The sequence below is a fragment of the Nocardiopsis algeriensis genome, assembly GCF_014203695.1.
Classification (GTDB): Bacteria; Actinomycetota; Actinomycetes; order Streptosporangiales; family Streptosporangiaceae; genus Nocardiopsis; species Nocardiopsis algeriensis.
The window spans coordinates 202,858-228,349 of the sequence record NZ_JACHJO010000004.1 but is presented as its reverse complement, the minus strand read 5'-3'; the positions used below and the strand labels follow the sequence as shown (position 1 = coordinate 228,349).

23 protein-coding genes are annotated in these 25,492 nt (G+C 73.5%); 13 read left to right on the top strand and 10 right to left on the bottom strand.

The features are described 5' to 3' along the window. Positions 1-184: 184 nt before the first annotated feature. The gene (locus FHS13_RS07605) at positions 185-1,114 is read right to left on the bottom strand and encodes a LysR family transcriptional regulator (protein ID WP_184289726.1); all 930 of its coding nucleotides are present in this window, start codon (positions 1,112-1,114) and stop codon (positions 185-187) included. A 248-nt stretch (positions 1,115-1,362) separates the two neighbouring features. On the opposite strand from FHS13_RS07605, the gene FHS13_RS07600 reads away from it, so the two are divergent. Further along, positions 1,363-2,526, top strand: coding sequence for an acyl-CoA dehydrogenase family protein (locus tag FHS13_RS07600; RefSeq protein WP_184289723.1), 1,164 nt, complete (start codon positions 1,363-1,365; stop codon positions 2,524-2,526). Here FHS13_RS07600 and FHS13_RS07595 read toward each other — a convergent pair. Next, positions 2,486-3,301 carry a 4'-phosphopantetheinyl transferase family protein gene (locus FHS13_RS07595; RefSeq protein WP_184289721.1) on the bottom strand — a complete coding sequence of 272 codons (816 nt, stop codon included), beginning with the start codon at positions 3,299-3,301 and terminating at the stop codon, positions 2,486-2,488. The genes FHS13_RS07600 and FHS13_RS07595 overlap by 41 nt on opposite strands. Positions 3,302-3,404: 103 nt before the next feature. Here FHS13_RS07595 and FHS13_RS07590 point away from each other — a divergent pair, with 103 nt between their 5' ends. From FHS13_RS07590 to FHS13_RS07575, 4 genes are all read left to right on the top strand, one after another. Continuing rightward, a complete protein-coding gene (locus FHS13_RS07590; protein WP_184289718.1) occupies positions 3,405-3,563 on the top strand; it encodes a hypothetical protein in 159 nt (52 codons plus the stop codon). Between the two features lie 54 nt (positions 3,564-3,617). Continuing rightward, positions 3,618-4,424 carry a DeoR/GlpR family DNA-binding transcription regulator gene (locus FHS13_RS07585; protein ID WP_184289715.1) on the top strand — a complete coding sequence of 269 codons (807 nt, stop codon included), beginning with the start codon at positions 3,618-3,620 and terminating at the stop codon, positions 4,422-4,424. Positions 4,425-4,562: 138 nt separating this feature from the next. Beyond that, positions 4,563-5,372, top strand: coding sequence for a polyprenol monophosphomannose synthase (locus FHS13_RS07580; RefSeq protein WP_184290242.1), 810 nt, complete (start codon positions 4,563-4,565; stop codon positions 5,370-5,372). A 75-nt stretch (positions 5,373-5,447) separates the two neighbouring features. Continuing rightward, positions 5,448-5,882: a hypothetical protein gene (locus FHS13_RS07575; RefSeq protein ID WP_184289712.1), complete on the top strand. Its 435-nt coding sequence runs from the start codon at positions 5,448-5,450 to the stop codon at positions 5,880-5,882. Positions 5,883-5,945: 63 nt separating this feature from the next. Here FHS13_RS07575 and FHS13_RS07570 read toward each other — a convergent pair whose 3' ends face one another. Beyond that, a complete protein-coding gene (locus FHS13_RS07570) occupies positions 5,946-8,603 on the bottom strand; it encodes an ABC transporter permease (RefSeq protein WP_184289709.1) in 2,658 nt (885 codons plus the stop codon). Positions 8,604-8,606: 3 nt separating this feature from the next. Continuing rightward, entirely contained in the window at positions 8,607-9,368 is a 762-nt protein-coding gene (locus tag FHS13_RS07565) for an ABC transporter ATP-binding protein (RefSeq protein WP_420222430.1), read from the bottom strand. 342 nt (positions 9,369-9,710) lie between these two features. Between FHS13_RS07565 and FHS13_RS07560 the strand changes: the two genes are divergently transcribed. The 5 genes from FHS13_RS07560 to FHS13_RS07540 all read left to right on the top strand — a co-directional run bounded on the left by FHS13_RS07560 (position 9,711) and on the right by FHS13_RS07540 (position 14,180). Next, a complete protein-coding gene (locus FHS13_RS07560; protein WP_184289703.1) occupies positions 9,711-10,976 on the top strand; it encodes a sensor histidine kinase in 1,266 nt (421 codons plus the stop codon). Further along, entirely contained in the window at positions 10,973-11,632 is a 660-nt protein-coding gene (locus FHS13_RS07555; protein ID WP_184289700.1) for a response regulator, read from the top strand. Before FHS13_RS07560 ends, FHS13_RS07555 begins: the two co-directional genes overlap by 4 nt. Positions 11,633-11,834: 202 nt before the next feature. Beyond that, the gene (gene fabG, locus FHS13_RS07550; protein ID WP_184289698.1) at positions 11,835-12,539 is read left to right on the top strand and encodes a beta-ketoacyl-ACP reductase; all 705 of its coding nucleotides are present in this window, start codon (positions 11,835-11,837) and stop codon (positions 12,537-12,539) included. Positions 12,540-12,586: 47 nt separating this feature from the next. Continuing rightward, on the top strand, positions 12,587-13,351 hold the full coding sequence (fabI, locus tag FHS13_RS07545) for an enoyl-ACP reductase FabI (protein WP_184289695.1): 765 nt from the start codon (positions 12,587-12,589) through the stop codon (positions 13,349-13,351). 67 nt (positions 13,352-13,418) lie between these two features. After that, positions 13,419-14,180, top strand: a complete 762-nt coding sequence (locus FHS13_RS07540; RefSeq protein ID WP_184289692.1) for an SDR family NAD(P)-dependent oxidoreductase — start codon at positions 13,419-13,421, stop codon at positions 14,178-14,180. A 55-nt stretch (positions 14,181-14,235) separates the two neighbouring features. Here FHS13_RS07540 and FHS13_RS07535 read toward each other — a convergent pair whose 3' ends face one another. The 3 genes from FHS13_RS07535 to FHS13_RS07525 are packed head-to-tail and all read right to left on the bottom strand — an operon-like array spanning position 14,236 to position 16,852. Then, positions 14,236-15,444 carry an acetyl-CoA C-acyltransferase gene (locus FHS13_RS07535; RefSeq protein ID WP_184289689.1) on the bottom strand — a complete coding sequence of 403 codons (1,209 nt, stop codon included), beginning with the start codon at positions 15,442-15,444 and terminating at the stop codon, positions 14,236-14,238. Next, positions 15,441-16,088: a CoA transferase subunit B gene (locus FHS13_RS07530; RefSeq protein ID WP_184289686.1), complete on the bottom strand. Its 648-nt coding sequence runs from the start codon at positions 16,086-16,088 to the stop codon at positions 15,441-15,443. Before FHS13_RS07530 ends, FHS13_RS07535 begins: the two co-directional genes overlap by 4 nt. Further along, the gene (locus tag FHS13_RS07525; RefSeq protein ID WP_184289683.1) at positions 16,088-16,852 is read right to left on the bottom strand and encodes a CoA transferase subunit A; all 765 of its coding nucleotides are present in this window, start codon (positions 16,850-16,852) and stop codon (positions 16,088-16,090) included. Before FHS13_RS07525 ends, FHS13_RS07530 begins: the two co-directional genes overlap by 1 nt. Positions 16,853-17,042: 190 nt before the next feature. Here FHS13_RS07525 and FHS13_RS21850 point away from each other — a divergent pair, with 190 nt between their 5' ends. After that, positions 17,043-18,557 (top strand): IclR family transcriptional regulator domain-containing protein, encoded by a 1,515-nt coding sequence (locus FHS13_RS21850; RefSeq protein ID WP_343064939.1) that lies wholly within the window; start codon positions 17,043-17,045, stop codon positions 18,555-18,557. Positions 18,558-18,593: 36 nt separating this feature from the next. Here the strand turns inward: FHS13_RS21850 and FHS13_RS07515 are convergent, their stop codons facing one another. Next, positions 18,594-19,946: a serine hydrolase domain-containing protein gene (locus FHS13_RS07515; protein ID WP_343064938.1), complete on the bottom strand. Its 1,353-nt coding sequence runs from the start codon at positions 19,944-19,946 to the stop codon at positions 18,594-18,596. A gap of 64 nt (positions 19,947-20,010) precedes the next feature. On the opposite strand from FHS13_RS07515, the gene FHS13_RS07510 reads away from it, so the two are divergent. Continuing rightward, positions 20,011-20,631 (top strand): TetR family transcriptional regulator C-terminal domain-containing protein, encoded by a 621-nt coding sequence (locus tag FHS13_RS07510; protein ID WP_184289674.1) that lies wholly within the window; start codon positions 20,011-20,013, stop codon positions 20,629-20,631. A gap of 83 nt (positions 20,632-20,714) precedes the next feature. Here FHS13_RS07510 and FHS13_RS07505 read toward each other — a convergent pair whose 3' ends face one another. After that, on the bottom strand, positions 20,715-22,472 hold the full coding sequence (locus FHS13_RS07505) for a helix-hairpin-helix domain-containing protein (RefSeq protein ID WP_184289671.1): 1,758 nt from the start codon (positions 22,470-22,472) through the stop codon (positions 20,715-20,717). A gap of 69 nt (positions 22,473-22,541) precedes the next feature. Then, positions 22,542-23,084 (bottom strand): MarR family winged helix-turn-helix transcriptional regulator, encoded by a 543-nt coding sequence (locus FHS13_RS07500; RefSeq protein WP_184289668.1) that lies wholly within the window; start codon positions 23,082-23,084, stop codon positions 22,542-22,544. A 131-nt stretch (positions 23,085-23,215) separates the two neighbouring features. Here FHS13_RS07500 and FHS13_RS07495 point away from each other — a divergent pair, with 131 nt between their 5' ends. After that, entirely contained in the window at positions 23,216-25,486 is a 2,271-nt protein-coding gene (locus FHS13_RS07495) for an LLM class flavin-dependent oxidoreductase (RefSeq protein ID WP_184289665.1), read from the top strand. Positions 25,487-25,492: the final 6 nt, after the last annotated feature.

Genomic DNA, 25,492 nt, shown 5'->3' with positions numbered 1-25,492 from the left:
TGAGGGTGTTCCGGAGAGATGGGTTACCGAACAGTACGTTACCCACCAGTAAAGCAGCCTACCCATGGACGCGACCTCTTTTCCTACGGCGACGCGCCGTCCGCGGCACCGCTGTGCGCGGTACGGCGGCGTGCAAGGGTTCCGGGGCTCCGGTGATCTTGCTCCCCCAGGATGCCCGGCGTGTTCAGGCATCCCCGGTCCGGTCGGAGCCGGGGGCGGGCAGACGGTGCCGGAGCAGGACCTCGCGGGCGATGCGCGCGATGTCGTCGGCGGCCCGGTTCACCACTCCGTCGCGGCGCCAGACCAGCAGATGGCGCAGCTGCACCGGATCGCCCTTCAGGGGGCGCACCACCACGCCCTCACCCGTGTCGAAGTCGGGCTGGCACGGTGCGATCGCCCGGCGGGCGGCCACCATGTCCCGGATCTCGGAGCGCTCGTAGAGCCGGTAGGGCACATGGGGAGTGAACCCGGCGCGCTGGCAGGCCAGGTAGAAGCACTCCGGCCAGCCCGTGCCGTCGGGCGGGGTCAGCGCCCACGTGCAGTCGGCCAGGCCGCCCAGGTCGACGGCGTCCCGCCCCGCCAGCGGATGGTCCTCCCACAGGGCCACGTGCACGGGTTCCACGGAGAGCATCGCCCAGGCCAGCGGACCGTCCGTGGACAGGTCGCGGGCGGCGTAGTCGATCGTCGTCCCGACGTCCAGGCGCCCGGCCCGCACCAGGTCGGTGACGAGTTTGGGGGAGTACTCGGTGCGCACGTGGACGGGCACGTTCGGAAAGACCTCGGGGATGCGCGCCGACAGCTCCAGGGCCAGCGGGCCGACCCCTCCCATGCGCAGCGTCGTGGGGGAGGCGCCGCGCGCGGAGACGTCGTGCAGCAGGTCCTCCATGGAGAGCAGCACCGTGCGCGCCCTCACTAGGACGAACTCGCCCAGCTCGGTGGGGCGCACCCCCGAGCGGCCGCGGTGGAACAGGGCGCCGCCGACCTCGCGCTCGATCCTCTGGAGCTGGGTGGTCAGCGCGGGCTGGGAGGTGGAGAGCGCGGCGGCGGCCTTGGTCACGCTCCCCGTGTCGGCCAGGAGGCAGATGGTGCGCAGATGGCGGAGTTCGAGGTCCATGCCGTGGAATCTAGGGCTCCTGCGGCGTCGTGTACAGATGCGTTGTCGCGGTGGCCTGCGGTGTTCCGTCCGTCCAACGCCCAGGCGCTGTGCGGGGCTGGCTGTCCAAGGGGTGCCGACCGAGGGGCACCGGAACAGGGTGATCGGACCGGAGTGCGGGGTGCCGTTCGTCACCTTGTAGTAGGACGTCCTACTATATTTTGTCGGACGTCCTACTACCTGCTGGGGCGAGCGAGCCGGGAGGGCCGATGGCGGTCGAGCGCACACTGCACTCGGAGGAGGCGGAGCAGCTGCTGGAGCTGACCCGCGAACTCGTGGACAAGGAGGTCGCCCCGCGTGCGGCCCGCGACGAGGAGGCCGGCGCCTTCCCGCGCGACGTGTTCCGCACGCTCGGCGCCGCCGGACTGCTCGGCCTTCCCTACCCCGAGGAGTACGGAGGCGGGGGACAGCCCTACGAGGTCTACCTCCAGGTCGTGGAGGAGCTCGCCCGGGGCTGGCTGGCCGTCGGCCTCGGCGTGAGCGTCCACACCCTGTCCTGCTACCCGCTGGCCGCCTTCGGCACCGACGAGCAGCGCGCCGCCCACCTGCCCGGAATGGTCGGTGGCGACCTGCTGGGCGCCTACTGCCTGTCCGAGACCGGTTCGGGCTCCGACGCCGCCGCGCTCACCACCCGCGCCGAGGCCACCGGGGACGGCTACACCGTCGACGGGGCCAAGGCCTGGATCACCCACGGCGGAAGGGCGGACTACTACACCCTCTTCGCCCGCACGGGAGAGCCCAGGTCCGGCAGCCGCGGCATCAGCTGCTTCCACGTGCCCGCCGGGCTCCCCGGCCTGGGTGCCGCCGCCCCCGAGCGCAAGATGGGCATGAACTCCTCCACCACCGCCGGGGTGCTGTTCGACGGGGTCCGCCTGCCCGCCGACGCCCTCGTCGGCGAGGAGAACCGCGGCTTCGGCATCGCCCTGGCCGCACTCGATTCCGGCCGCCTGGGCATCGCCGCCTGTGCCGTCGGCGTCGCCCAGGCCGCTCTCGACACCGCCCTGGCCTACTCCCGCGAGCGCCGCCAGTTCGGTGCGGCCATCGGCGACTTCCAGGGGGTCGGCTTCATGCTCGCCGACATGGCGACGCAGATCGCCGCGTCCCGGGAGCTCTACCTGGCCGCCGCACGCCTGCGCGACGCCGGCAGGCCCTTCGGCAAGCAGGCCGCCATGGCCAAGCTTCTGGCCACGGACACCGCCATGAGGGCGACCACCGACGCCGTCCAGGTCCTGGGAGGGTACGGCTACACCCGCGACTTCCCGGTCGAACGCCTGATGCGCGAGGCCAAGGTCCTCCAGATCGTCGAGGGCACCAACCAGGTCCAGCGCCTGGTCATCGGCCGCCACCTCGCCAGAGAGGCCGGGCAGGGCTGACAGGCGCACCGCGCAGCAGCGCGGCGGCGACCCCCGGAGGGTGCACGACCGGCCGCAGCGGCCGATCGCTCAGTGCCGCCAGGGCCGCGCGGTACTCCCCGCTGCGGTCCAGGTCGGTGATCGAGACGGCCTCCGGGGCGCCCACGCCCGTCCACTCCAGCAGCGAGGCCCTCTCGTGCGGCGGGCTCACCAGGACCCGGCTCAGACCCCCCGACAGGCCGTGCCCGGTCGCCTTGAGCAGCGCCTCCTTGCGCGACCAGTAGCCGAAGAACGCGCCCGCCCGCTCGTCGGGACCCAGTGCCCGCCACGCCTCGAGCTCGGGGCCGCCCAGGGTGTAGCTCGCCAGACCCTCCAGGTCGCGCCCCTCGGACACCCGCTCCACGTCGACACCCAGCGGAACCCCCTCCGCCAGCGCCAGCACCACCCACTCTCCCGAATGGCTGACCGAGAACTCCCATCCCCGGGCCGGGCCCTCCGGATGCGGCTTGCCGTGCGGCTCCCCGTCCGTCCGCTCGGCTCCGGCGCTCTCCTTCTCCTCGCACGAGCGGCACCGCAGGGAGAAGGACACCTCCTCGGGCGCGCATCCCGCCCGCTCGGCCAGCACCAGACGGGCCAGCGCCCGGCCCAGCAGGTGCCGGTCCCGGTCGGGCTTGCGCAGGAAGCGGTCGTTGCGCGCCCGCTCCTGTCCGTCCAGGAGGCGCAGCAGGCGTTCGTGGGCGTCGGACGTGTGCGCCCACCAGACCTCGGGCGCGAGCGGAGCAGTCGAAAGGCTCATGCGTCCATTGTGGTCCCGACAACCACCGGATCGGGGGTGTGAGGCCGCTCCGAACCGGGAATCCGGTTAATGACAGGTCAGCCCGTCCCCTGGGGAGGCCCACATGTCCGTCGTGTTGCTGTTCGGAGCGGGAGCGCTCATCGGTCTGGTGGCCTTCACGGCGGTCATTCTCGTGACCCTCCTGACCGAGAGGCCCGGCCCGCCGGAGAACCCCGAGGAGGCGGACGCAGAGCACCCGGCCGCGGATCGGTCCGTACTCTAGACCGTGGCACACGGGGCCCTCGCGGCCCGAGCACGGAGGAGTCGGAGTACGTCCATGGTTGAGGAGAGCCGCCCGGCCTTCGCCGCCGAGCGCCGCGAGCGCATTCTCGAACTCGTCCGCGCCCACGGAACCATGTCCCTGCGCGACCTCGCGGTCAAGGTCGGGGCCTCCGAGGTCACCGTCCGCCGCGACGTGCGCGCCCTGGAGGCCGAGGGACTCGTCGACCGGCGCCGCGGCGGTGTGGCCCTGCCCGGCCGGATCGGCCACGAGCAGAGCTACGCGGGACGCAGCGGCCGGTGCGCCGCGGAGAAGTCCGCGATCGCGGCGGCGGCGCTGCGCCTGGTCAAACCGGGCGACGCGATCACGGTCGGCCCCGGCACCACCACCGAGGCCTTCGCCCGCGAACTGGCCTCCCGCAGCGACATCACCGTCGTCACCAATTCGCTCCGGGTCGCCGACGCCCTGCTCGGCGCCTCCGGCATCGAGGTGGTGGTCACCGGCGGGACCCTGCACGCGCCCGTGCGCGCCCTGGTCGGCGCCGCGGCCGAGCAGAGCCTGGCCGGCCTGCGCGTCAACAGGGCCTTCCTGTCGGGCAACGGCGTCAGTGCCGAGCGCGGCCTGAGCACCCCCAACCCGGCGGTGGCCGCCGTCGACCGCGCCCTGGCCGACTGCGCCGAGGAGACCGTCGTCCTGGCCGACCACACCAAGATCGGCGCCGACACCATGGTGTCCACCGTCGCCCCCGAGTCGATCGCCCACCTGGTCACCGACACCAGCGCCGACCCCGAGGTCCTCATGACGCTGGAGGAGACCGGCGCGCTCGTCCACGTCGCCGTTGTCGAGCAGGAGAGGGGGCAGTGAGACACAGGTGCCGGGAAGGTCGACAGGTAGTCTCCGGTTCGTTCTTGTTGTGTACCGGTGCGCGATGAGTGATCCTTGAGCTACCCTCCCGACCCCGGTCCGCACGACCGTGTCGCCCACCCTCTGGAGCCGCCGAGCATGACCGCACAACCGTCGCACCCGGACCCGTCCGAGCCGGTGCGTGTCACCCCTGAGCCGGTGGCGCTTCCCGAACCCTGGGCCTCGTCCCCGCTGACCGTGGTGGTGCCCACCTACAACGAGGCCGCGAACCTGCCGGTGCTCACCGCCCAGCTCATGGCGCTGCCCCTGCCGGGCCTGCACCTGGTCGTGGTCGACGACAACTCCCCGGACGGCACCGGTGAGATCGCCGACAAGCTCGCGTTGGAGCACCCCGGCCGGATCACCGTGGTGCACCGCACCCGCAAGGACGGCCTGGGCCGCGCCTACGTCGCCGGCATGACACGCGCCCTGGAGGACGGCGCCGGGTTCGTCGCCCAGATGGACGCCGACCTCAGCCACCCCGCGGGCTACCTTCCGCAGCTGCTGGGCACCCTGCACTCCACCAACGCCGGAGTGGTCATCGGCAGCCGCTACGTGCCCGGCGGCAGTCTCTCCGAGCACTGGGGGATGCGCAGGCGCCTTCTCAGCGGCTGGGCCAACACCTACGTCAAGACGGTGCTGTCCATCCCGGTGCGCGACGTCACCGCCGGATTCAAGCTCTGGCGCGCCTCGGCCCTGCACGCGCTGGACCTGCCCTCCATCGAGAGCACCGGCTACGCCTTCCAGGTGGAGATGCACTACCGCGCCTACCGCCGGGGGCAGAAGATCGTGGAGATCCCCATCCACTTCGAGGACCGGGTCGAGGGCAGCAGCAAGCTCGACGGGGCCGTCGCGCTGGAGGCCGCGCTGCGACCGCTGCGGCTGCGCCGCTCCGAGCGCCGCCGCTGAGGGTGCGCCGCGCACCCGCCTTCCTCGGGGCGGGGAAAACCGTTTGAGATCGTCCCCCCGGGAGAGGGGGAGGACATGAGCGAGGAACCCTACGACGTCGACACCGACATGGGGGACGACCCCGAGATCAGCATGGCCAAGGAGTTCGAGCGGCATGTCGAACCGGACTTCGGTATCGAGGGCCACGACTTCGCCGACGACAGCGACCAGGGCGGCCGCGGCATCGACCAGGCGGTGCGCGACGAGCGCAGCGACGTCTACCCGCGTGAGAACTGGGGAGGTGAGGACCGCGGAGCCGAGGAGGAGGCCGTCCACGTCGTGGACGACACCCCCGTGCCCGAGGACAGCCAGGGGGCCGCGGTGCGCGACCCGCATCCGGAACGGCCCTGGGAGCACCCCGCCGACACTCCCCACGGGGATCGCGAGGACGAGCGCGACCGCACCAAGAACCTGGACTCCTACGTTCCCGACGCCGCCGACCCCAAGGACAGCGGCGCTCCCGGAACCTGATTCGGACACGCCCGTGCGGAACGGCGCCTCCGCCGCCGGGCGGAGGCGCCGTTCACCCCTGCGCTACTCGCCGGCCAGCGCTCCCGTGATCGAGGTGCCCGCTGCCCGCCGCGCGGGCAGCACCGCGGCGGCGAGCCCGGCCAGGACCGCCAGGGCGATGAACACCGCGATCTGGGCGTAGGGGACGGTGAACTCCAGTCCGGGAAGGACCGCGGCGCCCGCGGCCCATCCGAACACCACACCGAACACGATGCCGATGCCCGCTCCGATGAGGCACAGCAGCACGGCCTCGACACCGAGCATCCGCCGCAGCTGCCCCTTGGCCAGGCCCAGGGCACGCAGCAGCGCCGACTCGCGGGTGCGCTCCAGCACCGACAGCGCCATCGTGTTGGAGATGCCGAACACCGCGATGACGATCGCCAGCGCCAGCATTGCCGCGATGGTGTAGAAGGCGATGTCCAGGATGGAGGAGAGCTGCTCCTTGACCTCGGAGACCGACATGACCTGGAGGGTCGGATGGTCCTCGACGGCGTCGTGGACGGCCTCGCGGACATCGGCCGGATCGGCCCCGGGAACGGCGCGCACGTAGACGTACTCGTCCGAGGTGATCTCGGGGAAGGCCCGGGCGAAGTCGTCCTCGTGGAGGGTGACGCCGTAGAGCATCTGCCCTTCCTCGGTGATCGCTGCGACCTCCAGCGACAGCTCCCCACCGTCGTCGAGGGGGAGGGTGAAGGTGTCACCGACGGAGAACCCGTCGGCGGAGGCCCCCTGCAGCACGACCTTGCCGGGACCCATGTCGGAGATGTCGCCCTCGACGGTGTCGGCCGTCATGTCCTCGCCGAAGCGGGTGCTGGTATGGGTGTTGACCCACAGGGTTCCGTTGTCCGACTCGACCGCGGCGCTGCGCTGGCCCATGACCCGCTCCAGGAGGGGGTCCTCCCGCAGGACCCGCACCACCTCCGCCGGAACGGCGGGCACGTCCGGAGCCCCGACCGTGCCGTCCGCAGCGGCAGCCTCCTCTTCCGGAGGAGCCTCCTCTTCCGAAGCGGTCTCCTCCTCCGGGGCGTCCTCGGCCGAGGTCTCCTCGGGCTCCGCCGCCGCAGGCTCCCCCAGGAACATCTGCGGGGTGATCTGGTAGTCGATCGGGAACTGCTCCTCGAGCTGGGCGGTGAGCGTCCTCTCTATGGAGGCGCTCACCACCGAGTACCCGGTGATGAGTGTGGCGCCCACGGTCAGGGCGATCATCGCGGCGGCCGCGCGGCGGGGGCTGCGGACGGAGTTGTCCACCGCCAGCATGCTCGGCACACCCGTCCGGCGCAGCGGGATTCCCAGCACACGCACGATCCCCCGCACCAGCAGCGGACCGAGCACCACCACGCCCGTGAACGCGACCAGCGCCGCGGCGGTGACGATCACCAGGTTGGTCTCGGAGGGGCCCGACATCCGGGTGAGGGCCACCAGGGCGGCCGAGGCCAGGAAGCACAGCGCTCCGAACACGGCGCGGACCCGGCCCGTGCCCTTCTCCAGCCCGGCGGCGGTGGCGCTGGTGCGCAGCGCCGCCAGCGGCGGCACCCGGGTGGCGCGCATGGCCGGAACCAGGGCGGAGAACACCGTCACCACGGTGCCGACGGACATCCCGAGGACCATCGCGGTCGGGGAGACCACCACGGCGGAGGCCCCCTCCATGCCCAGCAGCGGACCGCCGAAGGCGGCGCCGGCGTAGCCGACCCCCACACCCGCGAGCACACCCAGGGCGGACGAGAGCAGGCCCACGGCCAGTGACTCGAGGAGGACCGAGCGGAAGACCTGCGACCGCTTGGCACCCACGCACCGCAGCAGGGCCATCTCGCGCTGGCGCTGGGCGATGAGGATGGCGAAGGTGTTGTGGATGACGATCCCGGCCACGAACATCGCGATGAACGAGAACAGCAGCAGCACGGTCCGCAGCATCAGGGTGTCGGCACCGGTGCCTTCGGCCAGCTTCACCCCGAACTCATCGCCGGTCATGACCTCGGCGGAGGAGCCGAGCGCCGCCGCGACGGCATCGGACACCTGTTGGTCCGTGTGGCCCGGGGCGGCGGTCGCGTCGATTTCGACGTAGCCCTCGACGGTGGCCATCTCCCGCAGGGTGTCCTCGTCGAAGACGACCGCGCCCCGGAAACTGTAGTCCTGCTCGGTCCCGAATTCGACCAGGCCGGTCAGGGTGAACTCGCGCTTGGCCTGCTCCCGGTCGAGCACCGTCACCCGGTCGCCGACGGCGAAACCGATCTGCTCGGCGGTGGAGGCGGCCAGGGCGATCTCCCCGCCGTTGCCCGGCAGGGTTCCCTCCTCGGCCGAGAAGCGCGTGTGTTCCCCGAAGGACACCGCGACCGGCGGGACGAAACCGAAGGCGCGCCCGTCGGCGTCCAGCAGCACGGCCTCGCCGTTGACGACGCCGTCGGCCCCGGCGACCTCGGGCAGGGCCCGGACCTCGTCGAGCTGTTCGGTGGTGAGGAGGGCCTCCTCGGGTTCCTCGGACCCGCCGCTGTCGGGCTCCGACGGGACCGCGACGGCGTCGACCGAGGCCGCCGAGCCCATGACGGTCTTCTCGTAACCCGCCTCCAGGGTGTCGGCGAACACCATCGTGCCCGACACGAACATGACCCCGAGCAGGATCGCCAGCACGGTGGTGACGTACCGGGACTTGTGCAGGCGCAGCCCGGCCAGTGTGGTGCGCAGCATCGGTCAGGCCTCTTCCAGCTTCAGCAGGCGGGCGGAGACCAGCTCGGCGGTGGGGTCGGCGACCTCGTCCACCAGGCGCCCGTCGCGCAGGAACACCACGCGGTCGGCGTAGGAGGCGGCCACGGGGTCGTGGGTGACCATGACGACGGTCTGCTGCATCTCCTTCGTCGAGGAGCGCAGGAACTCCAGGACCTCGGTTCCCGAGTGGGAGTCCAGGTTTCCGGTGGGCTCGTCGGCGTAGACCACCTCGGGGGCGTTGAGGAGGGCGCGGGCCACGGCCACGCGCTGCTGCTGGCCGCCCGAGAGTTTGGCGGGCAGGTGGTGCAGGCGGTCGCGCAGGCCGACCACATCGACGATGCGGTCGAACCGGTCCCGGTCGACCTTGCGCCTGGCGATCTGCGAGGGCAGCAGGATGTTCTGCTCGGCGGTGAGCATCGGCAGCAGGTTGAACGACTGGAAGATGAACCCGATGCGGTCGCGCCGCAGCAGGGTCAGCTCGGCGTCGCGCAGCCCGGTGATCTGTGTGCGGCCCAGGTGGACGGTGCCCGAGGTGGGCACGTCCAGCCCGGCCAGGCAGTGCATGAGGGTGGACTTGCCCGACCCGGAGGGGCCCATGATCGCGGTGAACGCGCCTCGGTGGAACTCCACGTCGACACCGGCGAGGGCGTGCACCTGGGCGCCGCCGGTGTCGTAGGTCTTGGTCAGGCCCCGAGCCACCACGACCGGTGGCGGGGAGACCGGAGAGGCGGGATCGGCTGTGGGCACGGACACGGTGGTCAACTCCAGAACGGGGTAGGGGAAGCGAATCCGGCGGAAGAAGGGCGGACAAGCGCCTTTTCCGACGTACCTCACGGTAGGTGTCCGGGCCCCGGCTCCGACTCCGCCTGCGGGAGGGTTCGCGCATCGGCCGAAAGGACGGCCGGGAAGGGAGCCGCGCCGCCTTCGGTCGGGGGCCGCCCCGACCTTCGTCGATGGCCGCCCGGTCGCGGTGCGTGACGGGTCGGCCGCCGCACCCCCTCCGACCTGCGGTACCGACGAAGGTGGGGTCGGTCCGGGGGCGGCCGCACCCGGACCGGATCGCGTCGGGGCGACCGTAGAATCCGCGGCATGTGGACCTGGCTGAACAACCTCGGCGGAGACGTCGGCGCCCTGTGGCGGGACAACCGGCAGCGGTGGCTGCGGTACCGCCTCGTCGTCGCCGACTGGGCCTACGCCGTGCTGCCGCTGCCGTTCAGCGGCATCATGCAGCTCTCCGCGGGGTCCGCCGGAGATGTCGGCGTCCTCAACGGGCCGGCCGCCGCACTCCTGGAGAGTCCGCTCTTCGACCACTTCCTGCCGATGCTGCTCTTCGGCGTGTACTACTACGTCTTCCCTGTCGTGGCGGCCGGGGCCGCGGTCCTGCTGCGGCGCTCGCGCCCCCAGTGGCTGATGGCCACCGGCTTCGGAATGCTGCTGCTCTTCGGCAACTTCGTGCCGGCGGCCGTCGCCCTGTACTCCTACGCCGTCCACCACGCCGACCGGCGCCTGCTCACGGGCTGGTTCGCCCTGTACTGCCTGGCCTTCGGCCTGGCCGTCGACACAGACCTGCTGGCCCAGGCCTTCCTCGTCTCGGCGATCCTGCTCGTGCCCCTCGTCTTCGGACTGTGGGTGGGCACCCGCCGCCAGCTCGTCGACCGCCTCCAGGAGCGCGCCGAACGGCTCGAACACGAACGGTATCTTCTGGCGGAGCAGGCCATCGCCGCAGAGCGCACCCGTATCGCCCGTGAGATGCACGACGTGGTCGCCCACCGCGTCAGCCTCATGGTGCTGCACGCCGGCGGTCTGGAGGTCTCGGCCGAGGATCCGCGCACCGTCGAGACCGCTGGGCTCATCCGCACCACCGGCCGAGAGGCCCTCTCCGAGCTGCGCGGCATCCTCGGTGTCCTGCGTGACGACAGCACCGCCCCGCCCACCGCGCCCCAACCCGTCCTGGCCGACCTGGACCGGCTCGTGGGCGAGTGGTCGGCCGCCGGGATGCGGGTGGTCCTGGAGAGGACCGGCCGGCCCGGGGACGTCTCGGTCAGCGCCCAGCGCACCGTCTACCGCATCGTCCAGGAAGGGCTGACCAACGCAGCCAAGCACGCCCCCGGCGCCTCCGCCGCGGTGCGGGTCCACCGCATGCCCGACCGCGTGGAGGTCGAGGTCGCCAACGGCCCCGCCTCGGCCCCGGCCACGCACGCCCCCGCCAGCGGGTTCGGCCTCGTGGGCCTGCACGAGCGCGTCGTCCTGGCCGGGGGAGAACTCATGGCCGGGTCCTGCCCCGACGGCGGGTGGCGCCTGCGCGCTATCGTGCCGACCGACGAACCCGACGGCGCCGAGGAGGCCGCTCCGTGATCCGCACGCTCCTGGTCGACGACGAGACCCTGGTCAGATCGGGGCTGCGGATGATCCTGGACGCCGCCCCCGACATCGAGGTCGTGGGTGAGGGGGGTGACGGGGAAGAGGCGGTCCGCCTGGTCCGCGAGCTGGAGCCCGACGTGGTGCTGCTCGACATCCGCATGCCGGGGACCGACGGGCTGACCGCCGCCACCCGGATCGCCGCCCTGCCCGACCCTCCGCGCGTCGTCCTGCTCACCACGTTCGACCTGGACGAGTACGTCCACAGTGCGCTGCGCGCCGGCGCGGTCGGGTTCCTGCTCAAGGACACGCCGCCGCGCGACCTCATCTCCGCCGTGCGCACCGTCCACGAGGGCAACGCCATGCTCGCACCCAGCGTGACCAAGCGCATGCTGGAGCGCTTCGCCTCGCCGGCCCCGGCGGACTCCGCGGCGGGCCGCGCCGCCGCGGCGGCGCGCCTGGCGGTGCTGAGCGGGCGCGAACGCGATGTGCTGGTCGCGGTCGCCCGCGGCATGTCCAACGCCGAGGCGGGACGCACCCTGGGGATGCGCGAGGCCACGGTGAAGGCCCACGTCAGCCGCATCCTGTCCAAGCTCGACCTGTCCAACCGCGTCCAGGCCGCCATCCTGGCCCATGACGCCGGCTGGGCGTGACACACCCCACAGCCTGCCTTCAGGCCCTGTAGATGTCCGGAAATGCCCGGAAAAGCCGCGCATGGCCCGCATCTGCGGGCTTTCGGCCTCAGTTGGGGCTACCGGCTGGTAGCTCGATACTCTGCAAGGCGATCACCGTCCCCTGCCCCCTGACACGCTTCCGTGGCTGCTCACAGCAGCCGCGCCGAGAAGAGGAGCCCCTATGTCGCGCTCGGTACTGGTCACCGGCGGCAACCGCGGAATCGGCCTGGCCATCGCCCGCGAACTGGCCGCGGCCGGAGACAGAGTCGCGGTGACCCACCGTTCCGGCGAACCCCCGGAGGGCCTGTTCGGGGTGCGCTGCGACATCACCGACTCGGCCCAGGTCGACGCCGCGTTCAAGGAGGTCGAGGAGGCCCAGGGCCCCGTCGAGGTGCTCGTGGCCAACGCCGGGATCAACAAGGACCAGCTCCTCGCCCTCATGAGCGAGGACGACTTCTCCTCCGTCCTGGACACCAACCTCACCGGCGCCTTCCGCGTCGCCAAGCGCGCGGTGCGCGGCATGATGCGCAAGCGCTTCGGCCGCATCGTGCTCATCTCCTCGGTCGTGGGCCTGTCCGGCTCCGGCGGCCAGGCCAACTACGCCGCCTCCAAGGCCGGCCTGGTCGGCTTCGGCCGCTCCCTGGCCCGCGAGCTGGGCTCGCGCAACATCACGGTCAACGTGGTCTCCCCCGGCTTCATCGAGACGGACATGACCGCCGCCCTGCCCGAGGAGCGCCAGGCCGAGATCAAGAAGAACATCCCCCTGGGCCGCTACGGCACCACCGAGGACATCGCCCGGACCGTGGCCTTCCTCGCCGGTCCCGGCGGCGACTACATCAGCGGCGCGGTCATCCCCGTCGACGGAGGCATGGGCATGGGCCACTGAGCCCGGCCCGACCTCCGCTTTTTTCCACGAAACAGGACGGACTGAACATGGGACTCCTCGAAGGCAAGCGCATCCTCGTCACGGGCGTGCTCACCGACGCATCCATCGCCTTCCACGTCGCCAGACTCGCCCAGGAGCAGGGCGCCACCGTGGTCCTCACCGGCTACGGCCGCCTGAGCCTGGTCGAGCGCATCGCCAAGCGCCTGCCCGAGACGCCCCCGGTCCTGGAGCTGGACGTCACCGACAACGAGCACCTGTCCAGCCTCGCCGAGCGCGTGGGACAGCACGTCGACGGCCTCGACGGCATCGTCCACGCCATCGGCTTCACCCCCCAGGAGGGCCTGGGCGGCAACTTCCTCAACACCGAGTGGCAGGACGTGGCCACGGCCATGCACACCTCCACCTTCTCCCTGAAGTCCCTCACCACCTCCCTGCTGCCCCTGATGAAGGAGGGCGGCTCGGTCGTGGCCATGGACTTCGACAACAGCGTCTCCTACCCCATCTACGACTGGATGGGCGTGGCCAAGTCCGCGCTCACCTCCACGGCCCGCTACCTGGCGCGCTACGTCGGCGAGCAGAAGATCCGGGTCAACCTGGTCTCGGCGGGTCCGCTCAGCACCATGGCCGCGCGCAGCATCCCCGGCTTCGGCGAGCTCGCCAAGCACTGGCCCGAGCGCGCCCCGCTGGGCTGGGACGTCTCCGACCCCGAGCCCGCGGCCAAGGCGGTCGTGGCCCTGCTCTCCGACTGGTTCCCCGCCACCACCGGCGAGATCGTCCACGTCGACGGCGGGTTCCACTCCACCGGCGCCTGAGCTGCTAGGTTGGCGCGGTCGGGCCCGAAGGGGCACGACCGCGCCGTACCACAGCAACGGAGGGGCCATGGATCTGGGACTGTCGGGGGCCAGGGTCGTCGTGACCGGGGCCAGCCGGGGGATCGGCAGGGCGATCGCCGAGGTGTTCGCCGCGGAAGGGGCGGACCTGGCGATCTGCGCGCGCGGCGCCGAGGCCCTGGCCGAGGCCGCCGACGGCCTGCGGGAGCAGGGGGCCAGGGTCCTGGCCCGGTCCCTGGACGTGACCGACCACGGGGCACTGCCCGGCTTCGTCGAGGAGGCCGCCGCCGAGCTGGGCGGACTCGACGTACTGGTCTCCAACGTCTCGGGCGGCAGCGCCGCCACCCCCGACCAGTGGGAGAGGGGCTACAACACCGACCTGCTGCCGTTCCTGCGTCTGACGGAGGCCGCCGAGCCGCACCTGAAGGCCTCCGAGCGGGGAGGCGCGGTGGTGCTGGTCTCCACGACCTCGGCCCTGCACGTGACCCCGCCGGCCGGCCCGCGCTCCTACGGTGCGGTCAAGGCGGCGCTCAACCACCACGCGTCCTCCCTCGCCCGGGCCTGGGCACCCGAGGGCGTGCGGGTCAACACGGTCTCACCGGGCCCGGTCGAGTTCCCGGGCGGCGGGTGGGCCCGCCGCCGCGAGAACGACCCCGAGTTCTACGAGGGCATCCGCTCGCGCATCCCCTCGGGCCGCCTGGGCCGTCCCGAGGAGATCGCCCGCGCGGTGGTCTTCCTGGCCGGCCCGGCCGCCTCCTTCATCACCGGTCAGAACCTCGTGGTCGACGGCGGTTTCCTCGACCGCGTCTGAATCGTCGCCGTTCCTCCGGGCCAGGGGCCGCCCCCGGCCCGGAGGAACGGGGGTGTCAGCGTTCGAGGACCAGGGCCAGTCCCTGGCCGACACCGATGCACAGGGTGGCGACCCCGGTGCCGCCGCCCGCGGCGGCGAGCTGGTGGGCGACGGTTCCCGCCAGGCGGGCACCCGAGGCCCCGAGGGGATGGCCGACGGCGATGGCCCCGCCCCACGGGTTGAGGACGGCCGGGTCGAACTCGGGCCACTCGGCCAGGCAGCCCAGCACCTGGGCCGCGAACGCCTCGTTGAGCTCGAGCACGTCCACCTCGGCGAAGGTGCGCCCGGCCCGGTCCAGGGCGCGCTCGACCGCCCCCACGGGGGCCAGACCGAACCAGTGAGGATCCACGGCGTGGACGGCACTGGCGGCGATGCGCGCCAGCGGCTCCCGCCCGGTCTCGCGCAGGCCCTCCTCGTCGGTCAGCAGCAGCGCCGCGGCGCCGTCGCTGAGAGGGGAGGCGTTGCCGGCGGTCACCGTGCCGCCCTCGGACCGGAACGAGGGGCGCAACCGCGCCATCGCCTCCCGGGAGGCGTCGTACCGCACCCCCTCGTCGCGGTCGGCGACGGCACCGGGATCGCGCCGCGTGGGCACCGGGACGGGGACGATCTCGGCGTCGAGCAGCCCGGCCTCCCGCGCCGCGGCGGCCTTGCGGTGGCTGCCGAGCGCGAACTCGTCCTGCTGCTCGCGCGTGATGCCGTGCTTGTCGGCGATGAGCTCCGCCGACTCGCCCAGCGCCACCGTCCACTGCGGCTCCATGCGCGGATTGACCATGCGCCAGCCCAGCGTGGTGGAGTACATCTCGGCGTGTCCGGCCGGAAAGGCCCGGTCGTTCTTGGGCAGCACGTAGGGCGCACGGGTCATCGACTCCACACCGCCGGCCACCGCCACCGAGGCCTCTCCGGTGGCGATCGCCCGGGCGGCCTGCACGACCGCCTCCAGGCCCGAGGCGCACAACCGGTTGACGGTCACGCCCGGCACCGACGTGGGCAGCCCCGCCAGCAGGGCGGCCATGCGGCCCACGTTGCGGTTCTCCTCGCCGGCTCCGTTGGCGTTGCCCAGGTAGACGTCGTCCACGCGCGCCGGGTCCAGGTCCGGCGAGCGCCCCAGCAGCTCGCGCACGGCGTGCGCGGCCAGGTCGTCGGGGCGCACCCCCGCCAGTGCGCCGCTGTAGCGGCCCACCGGTGTGCGCACGGCGTCGACGACGTAGACGTCGCGGCCCTTCACGAGGCCACCTCCCCGGTGGTCAGGATCGGGGCCCCGCTGCGCCGCCGGACCTCCTCCGGGTCCACCCCGGGGGCGAGCTCCACCAGGACCAGGCCCTCGCCGGTGACGTCGAGGACGCACAGGTCGGTGATGACGCGGTCGACGCAGGCGCGGCCGGTGAGGGGGAGCGTGCACTCCTCCACGATCTTGGGGCTGCCGTCCTTGGCGGTGTGGGTCATGGTGACCACGACGCGGCGCGCCCCGTGCACCAGGTCCATGGCGCCGCCGATACCGGTGACCATCTTGCCCGGCACCGCCCAGTTGGCCAGGTCGCCGCCCGCGGAGACCTGCATGGCACCCAGGACGGCGGTGTCGATGTGGCCGCCGCGGATCATCGCGAACGACAGGGACGAGTCGAAGAAGGACGCGCCGGGCAGGACGGTGACCGTCTCCTTGCCCGCGTTGATCAGGTCGGGGTCGAGCTCGTCCTCGGTGGGGAAGCGCCCGGTGCCCAGGATGCCGTTCTCCGACTCCAGGATCACCTCCACACCCGGCGGCAGGTGGTTGGGGACGAGCGTGGGCAGTCCGATGCCGAGGTTGACGTACTCGCCGTCGCGCAGCTCGCGGGCCGCGCGCGCGGCCATCTCCTCGCGGTTCCAGGCCATCAGGCATCCACCTTCGTCACGGTCACCTTCTCGATCTGCTTGTCCGCGGCCTGCTCGGGGGTGAGCGCCACGACGCGCTGGACGAACACGCCGGGCAGGTGCACGTGGTCGGGATCGATCTCCCCCGGCTCCACGAGCTCCTCCACCTCGGCGATCGTGATGCGCCCGGCCATGGCGGCCACGGGGTTGAAGTTGCGGGCCGACCGGCGGAAGACGAGGTTGCCGTGCCGGTCGCCGCGGGCGGCGCGCACCAGCGCGAAGTCGGTGGTGATGCCGTGCTCCAGCACGTGGGGGACCCCGTCGAACTCGCGCACCTCCCGGGGCGGGGAGGCCACGGCCACACCGCCCTTCCCGTCGTAGCGCCAGGGGAGTCCGCCCTCGGCGACCTGGGTGCCCACGCCGGCGGGGGTGTAGAAGGCGGGGATGCCGCTGCCGCCCGCGCGCAGCCGCTCGGCGAGCGTGCCCTGGGGGATCAGCTCCAGTTCGAGCTCGCCGCCCAGGTACTGGCGCGCGAACACGTCGTTGTTGCCGATGTAGCTGCCGGTGACGCGGGAGATGCGCCGAGACCGCAGCAGCACGGCCAGGCCGGTGCCCATCGCCCCGCAGTTGTTGGAGACGACCGACAGTCCTGTGGCACCGCCGTCGTGGACGGCCTGGATGAGGACGTTGGGCACGCCGCACAGGCCGAAGCCGCCCACCGCCAAGGACGCGCCGTCACCGATGTCCGCCACGGCCTCCTCGGCCGTGGCCACCACCTTGTCCATCCGCCTCATCCCCTCGCCATGTGTTCGCCTAGTGAACTATTATTCATTTATGGCTGTGTCGAGTGTTGCCCGTTCACCCCGTCCCCGTCAAGCCCGGTAGCGTTCACCGGAACGACGGGCAGGAACCACGGAGGCCACCTTGACGCGCAGTGCGACCGCTTCTTCCCGGCCGGCGGCCGGAGGGGAGTCCGTGGCCACACTCGAGCGCGGGCTGGGCGTCGTGCGCGTCCTCGCGGGCTCTCCCCGGGGCCGGATGACCCGCGGCGACCTCGTCCGCGCCACCGGGCTGGCCCGCGCCACCGTCGACCGGATCGCGGCCACGCTCGTCCACCTGGGCCACCTGCGCGCCGAGGGCAGCGACCTCGCCCTCGCCCCCCGCCTGCTGGAGCTGGGCAACGCCTACCTGGCCTCCGACCCCCTGGTCACCGCCGCCCGGCCGACGCTCCGACACCTGGCGGAGGAGCTCGACGAATCGGTGTCGCTCTGCGTCCCGGACGGGGACGGGGTGCGGCTCACCGCCCAGCGGCCCCGGCGGCGCGCCATGGCCGTCGCCTTCCGCGTGGGCGACCTGCTGCCCGCCGAGAGCTGCGCCCCGGGCGCGCTGTTCGCCGCCGCCCGGAACACCGGGAACCCGAGCCGCGGGGCCGGCCCCGCACCCGAGGACCCCGCAGAGGGGTACCCCCGGGACCTCGCCGGGCGCGCCGCCCTGGCGGAGAGCCGGGGCTGGGCCGTCGACGACCAGCTCATCGAGCCCGGACTGGTCGCGGTCGCCGTTCCGGTCCGCGGTGAGAACGGCACCGTTCTGGGGGCCGTCAGCGTCACCAGCCACACCAGCCGCCACAGCGCACGCAGCCTCGCCGACCACGCCCTGCCCGGGCTGCGCCGCGGTGCGGCGGAGATCCGCGAGGCCCTGGCCGAAGGCGTCCGGCCGACTCCGGCACCCGCACCGGTGGACACCGAGGCCCTGCGCACCGCCAAGGCGGAACTGGGGCCGGACTTCCTGCAGTCGCTCGCGCGCGGCCTGGCCGTCCTGGCCTCCCTGCGCGAACCCGGGGGGCAGACCCTGAGCGAGGTCGCCGCCGCCACCGGCCTGGCCCGCGCCACCGCCCGCCGCTGCCTGCTCGCCCTGTGCGGCCTGGGCTACGCCGCCGTCTCCGAGGCCGGACGCTTCAGTCCGCTGCCGCGCGTGCTCGAGCTCGGCTGCTCCGCGCTGGCGGGCCTCACCTTCGAGCAGATCGCCACCCCGCACCTGGCCGACCTCGTCGAGCGTGTACGCGACTCGGCCTCGGCCTCCGTGCTCGACGGAGACGACATCCGCTACGTGGCCCGGGTCGCGACCACCCGCATCATCGGTGTCGACCTGGGCGTGGGCACCCGCCTGCCGTCCCGCCCGACCTCCATGGGCCGCGTCCTGCTGGCCGACCGGCCCGGGGCGGAGGCCGACCCCGTCCTGGAACAGGTGCGCAGACAGGGCCACGCGCTCGTCGACCAGGAGCTCGAAGAGGGGCTGCGCTCCGTCGCCGTGCCGGTGCGCGACCGCTCCGGCCGCGCGGTGGCCGCCGTCAACGTCGCCGCCCACGCGGCCCAGCGCACGGCGGAGGAGCTGCGTGAGGAGGTCCTGCCGGAGCTGGCCGCCGCCGCCCGCCGCATCGAGGCCGACCTCGCCGCGGCCTCCGAGCACTTCCCGGAAGCCCTGCCCCGATGACCCCGCCCGCGCGGTGGCCTCCCCGGCCGCGTCGGGTCACGGCCGCCGTGCCAGGGTGACGGCGGCGCGCACGGCGGCCACCGCGCCCAGCGCCCCCGCGGCCACGGCTGCCACCGCCACGTCGGGCAACCACAGCAGAGCGGGCCGGGGGCCGGCCGCGGAGAGCAGAAGCACCGCGGCGGCGACGGCCGCCGCACCGACCACGGCCCGCAGCGCTGCGAGCCGCCTCCCGCGGCCCGGCCACAGGGTGACTGCGCCGACCACCGCGACCACCCCGGTGGCGCCCCACACCGCGGCCCCGTAGGGTGCGGCGCCCACCGGACCTCGGGTGTCGGCACCCGCCACGAGTCGGGCCAGGTTCAGGCCCAACGCCTGGAAGTGCATGTCGGCGAGCATGCTGTAGGCGTTCTGAAGAACCACCACGGCACGCTCGCGCTCGGGCAGCACCACGAGCAGCGCCACGTACCCGGGCACGGCGCCACCGTGGAAGAACACGGTCTCCTCCGTTCCCGACAGCACGGTCTCACGCCATCCCAGGCCGTACTCCTGGGCCGACCCCGGAACGGGTACCGCGCCCTCCCTCGCCCGGGCGAGGGAAGGCGCGTCCAGCAGCGGGGGATCCTCCTCCAGCTGCATTCGCGCGAACGCGGCCAGGTCCGCCAGGGTCCCGCCGAGGTAGCCGTAGGCCGCTCCGCTGTCGTCCACCCCGGTGGCGTCGGCCACCGGGGTGCCCCACCACAGGCGGTGGCCGGGGACGAGGCCGGCCCGGCGCGCCTCCTCGGAGCCGGTGAGCGCACTGTCCATCCCGGCCGGGGCGAGGACCTCGTCGCGGAGGAAGCCCGCGAAGTCCCCGGTCACCCGTTCCATGACGGCACCGGCCACCAGATAGTTGGCGCTGCTGTACTCGTGTGTCCCGGGTTCTCCCGGTTCCGAAGCGGCGATCTGGGCCACCCGGTCCTCCAGGGAGGGGGCGTCCGTGCCGTAGTGGTCGCTCACCTCGGTACCGATCCCGAGGGTGATCCCCGAGGTCTGGTACAGCAGGTCGCGCACGGTCGGGTCGGCGCCGAAGGAGGCGAACTCGGGGAGATAGGTGTCGACGGGAGCGTCCAGGTCCAGCCGGCCCTGATCCTCCAGGAGCAGAGCCGCGGTGGCGGTGACGGGCTTGGCCACCGATCCCCAGAGGAAGGGTGTGTCCGCGTCCACGGGCGTACCCTCGCCGTCCACCCCCTCGTACCCCTCGTGCTCGATTCTGTCGGGGCCCACCACGGCGTAGGCCAGGCCGGGGACGCCGGTCACCTCCATGTGGTCGGCGACCGCGGAGTCCAGATCGGCGGGGGCGAGGGGCACGGGTGGGGCGAGGGCGAGCAGGAGGGCGAGGGGGATGCGCACGGGGGGCTCCTTCGGATAACCGTATGGGCGTACGATTATTACCATATGCTGATATGGTTATCAAGTGCCGAGAACCGCAGACCACGCCCAGCGGCGTTCACAGATCATCGAGGCCGTGTGCGGGCTCGTTGCCGAGGAGGGCCTGGGAGCCGCCACCGTCGCCCGCGTCGCCGCCCGTGCCGGGATCTCCGTCGGCCTGGTGCAGCACTACTTCCCGTCCAAGGACGACATGCTGCTGCACGCCTTCGAGTACGTGAGCACCGCCGTTGCCGCCCGCGTCGCCGCCGCGGCGGAGGAGGGGACACGCCACGAGCGCTCCATCGCAGCCGTCCTGGCAGCAGCCGTCGCCGAGCACCTGCCCCTGGACGAGCGGCGCCGCGCCGAGTTCCGCATCACCAGGACCTTCGCCGGACGCGCCCTGGACAGCCCCCGCCTGGCCGAGGTCGACACGCGCTCGGCGGCCGCTCTGCAGGCCGAACTGGCCAGGGCCGTCACCAACGGCAAGGAGTGCGGTGAGGTCCTACCGGACCTGGACGTCCACGCGGCCGCACTGCGCCTGGCCTCGGTCACCGAGGGTCTGGCCGCCGCCGTGTACCGGGGGGCTCCGGCCGATCGGGTGAAGAGTGTGCTGGAGGCCGAGCTCGGCGCGGTCTTCACGGGGGAGTGCCGCCAGTACTCCCGGTAGGCCGTGTGCGGCGGAGGACGTCCGCCGCACACGCCCCGGGCGGTGCCCGGCCGCAGCCGGCTGCCGCTCCGGGCGCTCCGGGCTCAGCCCTCGCGGAGGATGTGCACCAGGCGCGTGGTGCGCACAGGAGCGGTGTTCTCGCGCACGCCCGCCTCCAGGGCGCCCCCGGTGGCGTCGACCAGGGAGACGTGCCGGACCGCGCGGGTCAGCGTCGTGTAGACCTGCGGGCGCGACACCGGGACCCCGGGCGGGAACACACCCACCACGGCGGGCCAGCGGCCCCCGTGCGCGGCGGCCACCGTGACCGCCCAGCCCGGGCGCAGCGCCGACGGATCGGAAACGGTCACCTCCGCCCCGCCGGACAGCTCCACGGACGCGCCCGCCTCGCCGAACCCGCGCAGCACGCCGGTGTCGCCGGGGGCGTAACCCGGCCCCGCCGCGGCCAGCAGCACCCGGTCACCCGGGTCGAAACCCCCGTGCGCCCCCGGCCCGGGGTTGAGCCTCTCCTTGCACGCCGCGTTGAGCGCCCGCGCTCCCGCCGGCCCGTCCTCGCGGGCGGCCACCACCTGCACCTGGTCGGCGGGGATCTCCAATGCGCGCGGAATGGAGTCGGTCACCAGCTGCACCACCCGGTGCGCCGCCTCCTCGGCGGAGGAGGCCGGAACCCGTACCACCTCGCGCGCGGGCGCGTCCACCTCCGGCACCTCGCCCCCGGCCACGGCCGCGGCCAGCTCGGCGATCGGGCCCGGCCCCCTCTCGGCCTCGGGGGCGGCCACCTCGGCCGTGTGCGCCACCCGCGAACGCACGATGTCGGCCACCACCTGCCCGGGGGTGGCCGAGGGCGCCTGGTCGAGGTCGGCCAGCAGCACCAGGTGGGCGCCGTCCGCGCACAGCGACGCCAGCTCGGCCGCGCGCGCCGCCCCCAGGGACATCGACTCGCACAGCACCACCAGCCCCGCCTCCTGGGGCCCGGCCGCGGCCAGGGCCGCCAGCGACACCGCGCGCGGCCCCTCCTCCGGCGCGCCTCCCAGGACACGGGCCAGGTCGGCGTCGAGCGCCGCCGCGGCCTGCGCCGTCGGCGCCGCCAGGACCATGCCCACCTGGCTGTCGGTGGCGATCGCGTGCATGCACACCAGCGCCCGCGCCACCTCGCCGGCCTGCTCGGGGCCCGGTCCGTGGCGCAGCACCGCGACCGGCCGCAGCGCGACCGTCACCAGCGCCTGCCGGGTCCGGTCCGAGACGGTGAACCCCGCCTTCGCACAGGCGGCGTCGACGGTCTCGGCCGCCGTCGCCGAGTCCATGATCGGGTCGTTGCCGCCGATCAGGCGCAGCAGCTGCTCACCGAGCCGCTGCTCGCCGTGCCCCACGTCGGGCAGGGCCAGGAAGCGCTCGGGATCGGGCAGGTCGGGGACCCCGTCCTCCGCGAAGTCGAAGTCGTCGTCACTGTCGTCGGTGCTCTCGAACACCACCGCGGCGCCACTGCTCTCGGCCGCCTCCAGGGCGGCTCTCGGCGCGGCCGCACCCAGCTGCCCGACCATCGGGAGCAGCCGCTTCTCCTCCACGGCGGTGTGCCCGCGCGCGGCCGCGCGATGCAGCGCGTACACGGTCAGCGCCGCCAGCCGCCGCGGGTCGTCGGGGCGGGCCGCCTCGCCCAGGTGCCTGCGCGCGCAGAAGTCGGCCTGCTCCACACTCACCCGGGGCACGCGCAGCAGCAGCCACGGGTCGGCGTCCAGCTCCGCGGCCGCCCCCGGCCCCAGCAGGGCCAGCAGCCGCGGCGCCAAGGCCCGCGGCGCCCCCATCCGGTCGAGTACGGCACCGACCTGTTCGACTGCCTCGGACACCTGGGCCCCGCTTCCCCTCGTCGCACACCTCGTGAACTCAGGGCGACCCTATCGACTCGCGGGGACGGTTCACGGCCCCGTCGACCGACCCCGGCGCGCGCCGGGAGCATCCCCCGCGACGTCGCGGACCGCCGCACACGGGTCCAGCTCCGGCTCGGCCCGCTGGACGGCGGCCGCCGCCCGCCCCGCCGCGGCCCGGAAGAGCTCCCGGGCCTGCGCGTCCAGGCTACTCAGCACGCGCTCCTCGACGCGGGCCACCCGGCCGCGCAGGTCCGCGAGGAACTCACGCCCCCGCTCGGTGGCGCACACGCGCCGTACCCGCCGGTCACCGGGGTCGACCCGCCGGCGCACCAGGCCGGCCTCTTCCAGGTCGTCGAGCAGGTAGGTCATCACACTGCGGTCGATCAGCAGCCGCGCGGCGAGCGCCGCCTGCGTCGGAGCCTCCTCGTCGGCGCAGGCCCCGAGCACATGGAAGCCCCGGCTGCCGTGCGGGACGTCGGACAGCTCCGCCTCCGCCAGTTCCTGCCAGCGGCGCAGCACCACGGCCAGCGCCCACCCCAGGTTCGATGTGTCGTCCGAACGCCGCGGGCCGTCCGGGGGGAGGGTCGTCATGCCCCGAGGCTACCAGGAATGCGTGGGAGCACAGACAAGTTGTAGGCACTATCATTTGCTGTACAAACGATTTGCGGGATGTCCGGGCGAGCACACGCCCGCCGCACCGCGTCCTCCCGAGGAGAGCACCCATGCCCGACTACGGCCACCGGCTCAGATTCGGCACCTTCATCACACCCACGGCGCAGGACCCCGACGGCGCCGTCGCCCTGGCCGAGCTCACCGAGGCCGCCGGGCTCGACCTGGTCACCTACCAGGACCACCCGTACAACCCCGGCTTCCTCGACGCCTGGACCCTCCTGACCTGGGTCGCCGCCCGCACCGAGCGCGTCGGCATCAGCGGCAACGTCCTCAACCTCCCCCTGCGGGGCCCCGCGATGCTCGCCCGCGCCGCCGCCAGTCTCGACCTGCTCTCCAAGGGCCGCTTCGAACTCGGTCTGGGCGCGGGCGCCTTCTGGGAGGGCATCGAGTCCATGGGCGTGCCCCGGCTCACCCCCGGCCAGGCCGTCGACGCCCTCGCCGAGGGCATCGACATCATCCGCGCCGTGTGGGACACCGACGCGCGCGGCGGTGTCCGCGTCGAGGGCGAGCACCACAGCGTCCGCGGCATGAAGCGCGGCCCCGCGCCCGCCCACGACATCGGCATCCACCTTGGCGCCTACAAGCCCCGCATGCTCCGCCTCACCGGGGCCAGGGCCGACGGCTGGCTGCCCAGCCTCGGCTACCTCGACCTCGCCGACGTCCCCCGGTCCCAGCGCACCATCGACGAGGCGGCCCGCGAGGCCGGGCGCGACCCCCGCGAGATCCGCCGGATGCTCAACCTCGGACAGAGCGCCTTCCTGCCCACCGGCCGCGGCTTCCTCCAGGGACCCGCCGAGCAGTGGGTCGAGGACCTGCTGCCCCTCGTCCTGGAACACGGCTTCTCCACGTTCGTCCTGGGCACCGACGACCCGCACGCGATCCGGACCTTCGGCGCCGAGGTCGCCCCCGCCCTGCGCGAGGCCGCCGAACGCGAGCGCTCCGCCGCCGGCACCGACACCGGCCCGGTCCGCCCGGCCGCCGCCCTCGCCGCCCGCCGCACCGGCATCGCCTACGACGACCTGCCCGAGAACCTGCGCGAGCACGCCGTCGAGCCCGGCGACCGCGGCTACGCCCGGGTGCGCCACGGCTACATGCAGTCCGGCGCGCCCGGCCTGGTCCTGCGCCCCTCCGGCCCGCAGGAGGTCGCCCAGGCCCTGGCCTGGGCCCGCGCCCAGGAGGCACCGCTCAACGTGCGCAGCGGCGGCCACGGCATCAGCGGCCGGTCCACCAGCGACGGCGGAGTGGTCGTCGACCTCGCCCGCCTGAACCGGGTCGAGATCCTGGACCCGGGGACCCGCAGGGTGCGCATCGGCGCCGGGGCCCGCTGGGGCGCCGTCGGTGCGGCCCTCAACCCCTACGGCCTGGCCCTCAGCTCCGGCGACCACGGAGGCGTCGGCGTCGGCGGCATCGCCACCACCGGCGGGGTGGGCTACCTGTCGCGCTCGCAGGGGCTGACCGTCGACAACGTCACCGCCATGGAGGTCGTGACCGCCGACGGCCGCGTCCTGCGCGCCGACGCGCAGGAGAACCCCGACCTGTTCTGGGCGATGCGCGGCGCGGGCGCCAACTTCGGCGTCCTCACCTCGATCGAGGCCACCGCCGCTCCCGTGGGCAGCGTCGTCCTCGGCCAGTTCGCCTACGACGCCTCCGCCACGGCCGCGCTCCTGCGCGCCTGGGACGAGACCGCCGTGTTCGCGCCCCGCGAGGTGACGGCGTTCCTCACCCTCGTCCCCGGACACGGCGGCTCGGGGCACGTCGCCCAGGCCATGGTGGTGTACGCGGGCGACGACCCGGAGGAGGCCGTACCCGCCCTCGAACCGTTCCTGCGGGTCGGCCCCGTCCTGGACCAGCGCGCCCAGATCGCCCCCTACCCGGCGATCCTCGTCCACGACGACGGCCCGCACCGGGGCCACGGGCTCCCCGCGAGCCGCTCCGGGCTGATCACCCGCATCACGCCCGAACTGGCCGAGGGCATGGCGGGGATGATCGCCTCCGGCGCCACCTACTTCATGCAGCTGCGCCAGGTCGGCGGCGCCGTCAACGACGTCGCCCCGGACGCCACCGCCTACGCCCACCGGACCCAGAACTTCTCCCTGGCGGCCATGGCCGCACCGGGCACCGCCGCCCGCCTGGACCGGCACTGGGACGGGATCACGCCGCACCTGGACGGCATGTACCTCAGCTTCGACACGCGCACCGGCCCCGAGGTCCTCGCCCAGGCCTTCCCCGCGCCCACCCTGGCCAGGCTGCGCGCACTCAAGGTCCGGTACGACCCGGAGAACGTGTTCGACCAGAACTTCCCGGTCGGCCTCGACGGCTGACCGGGG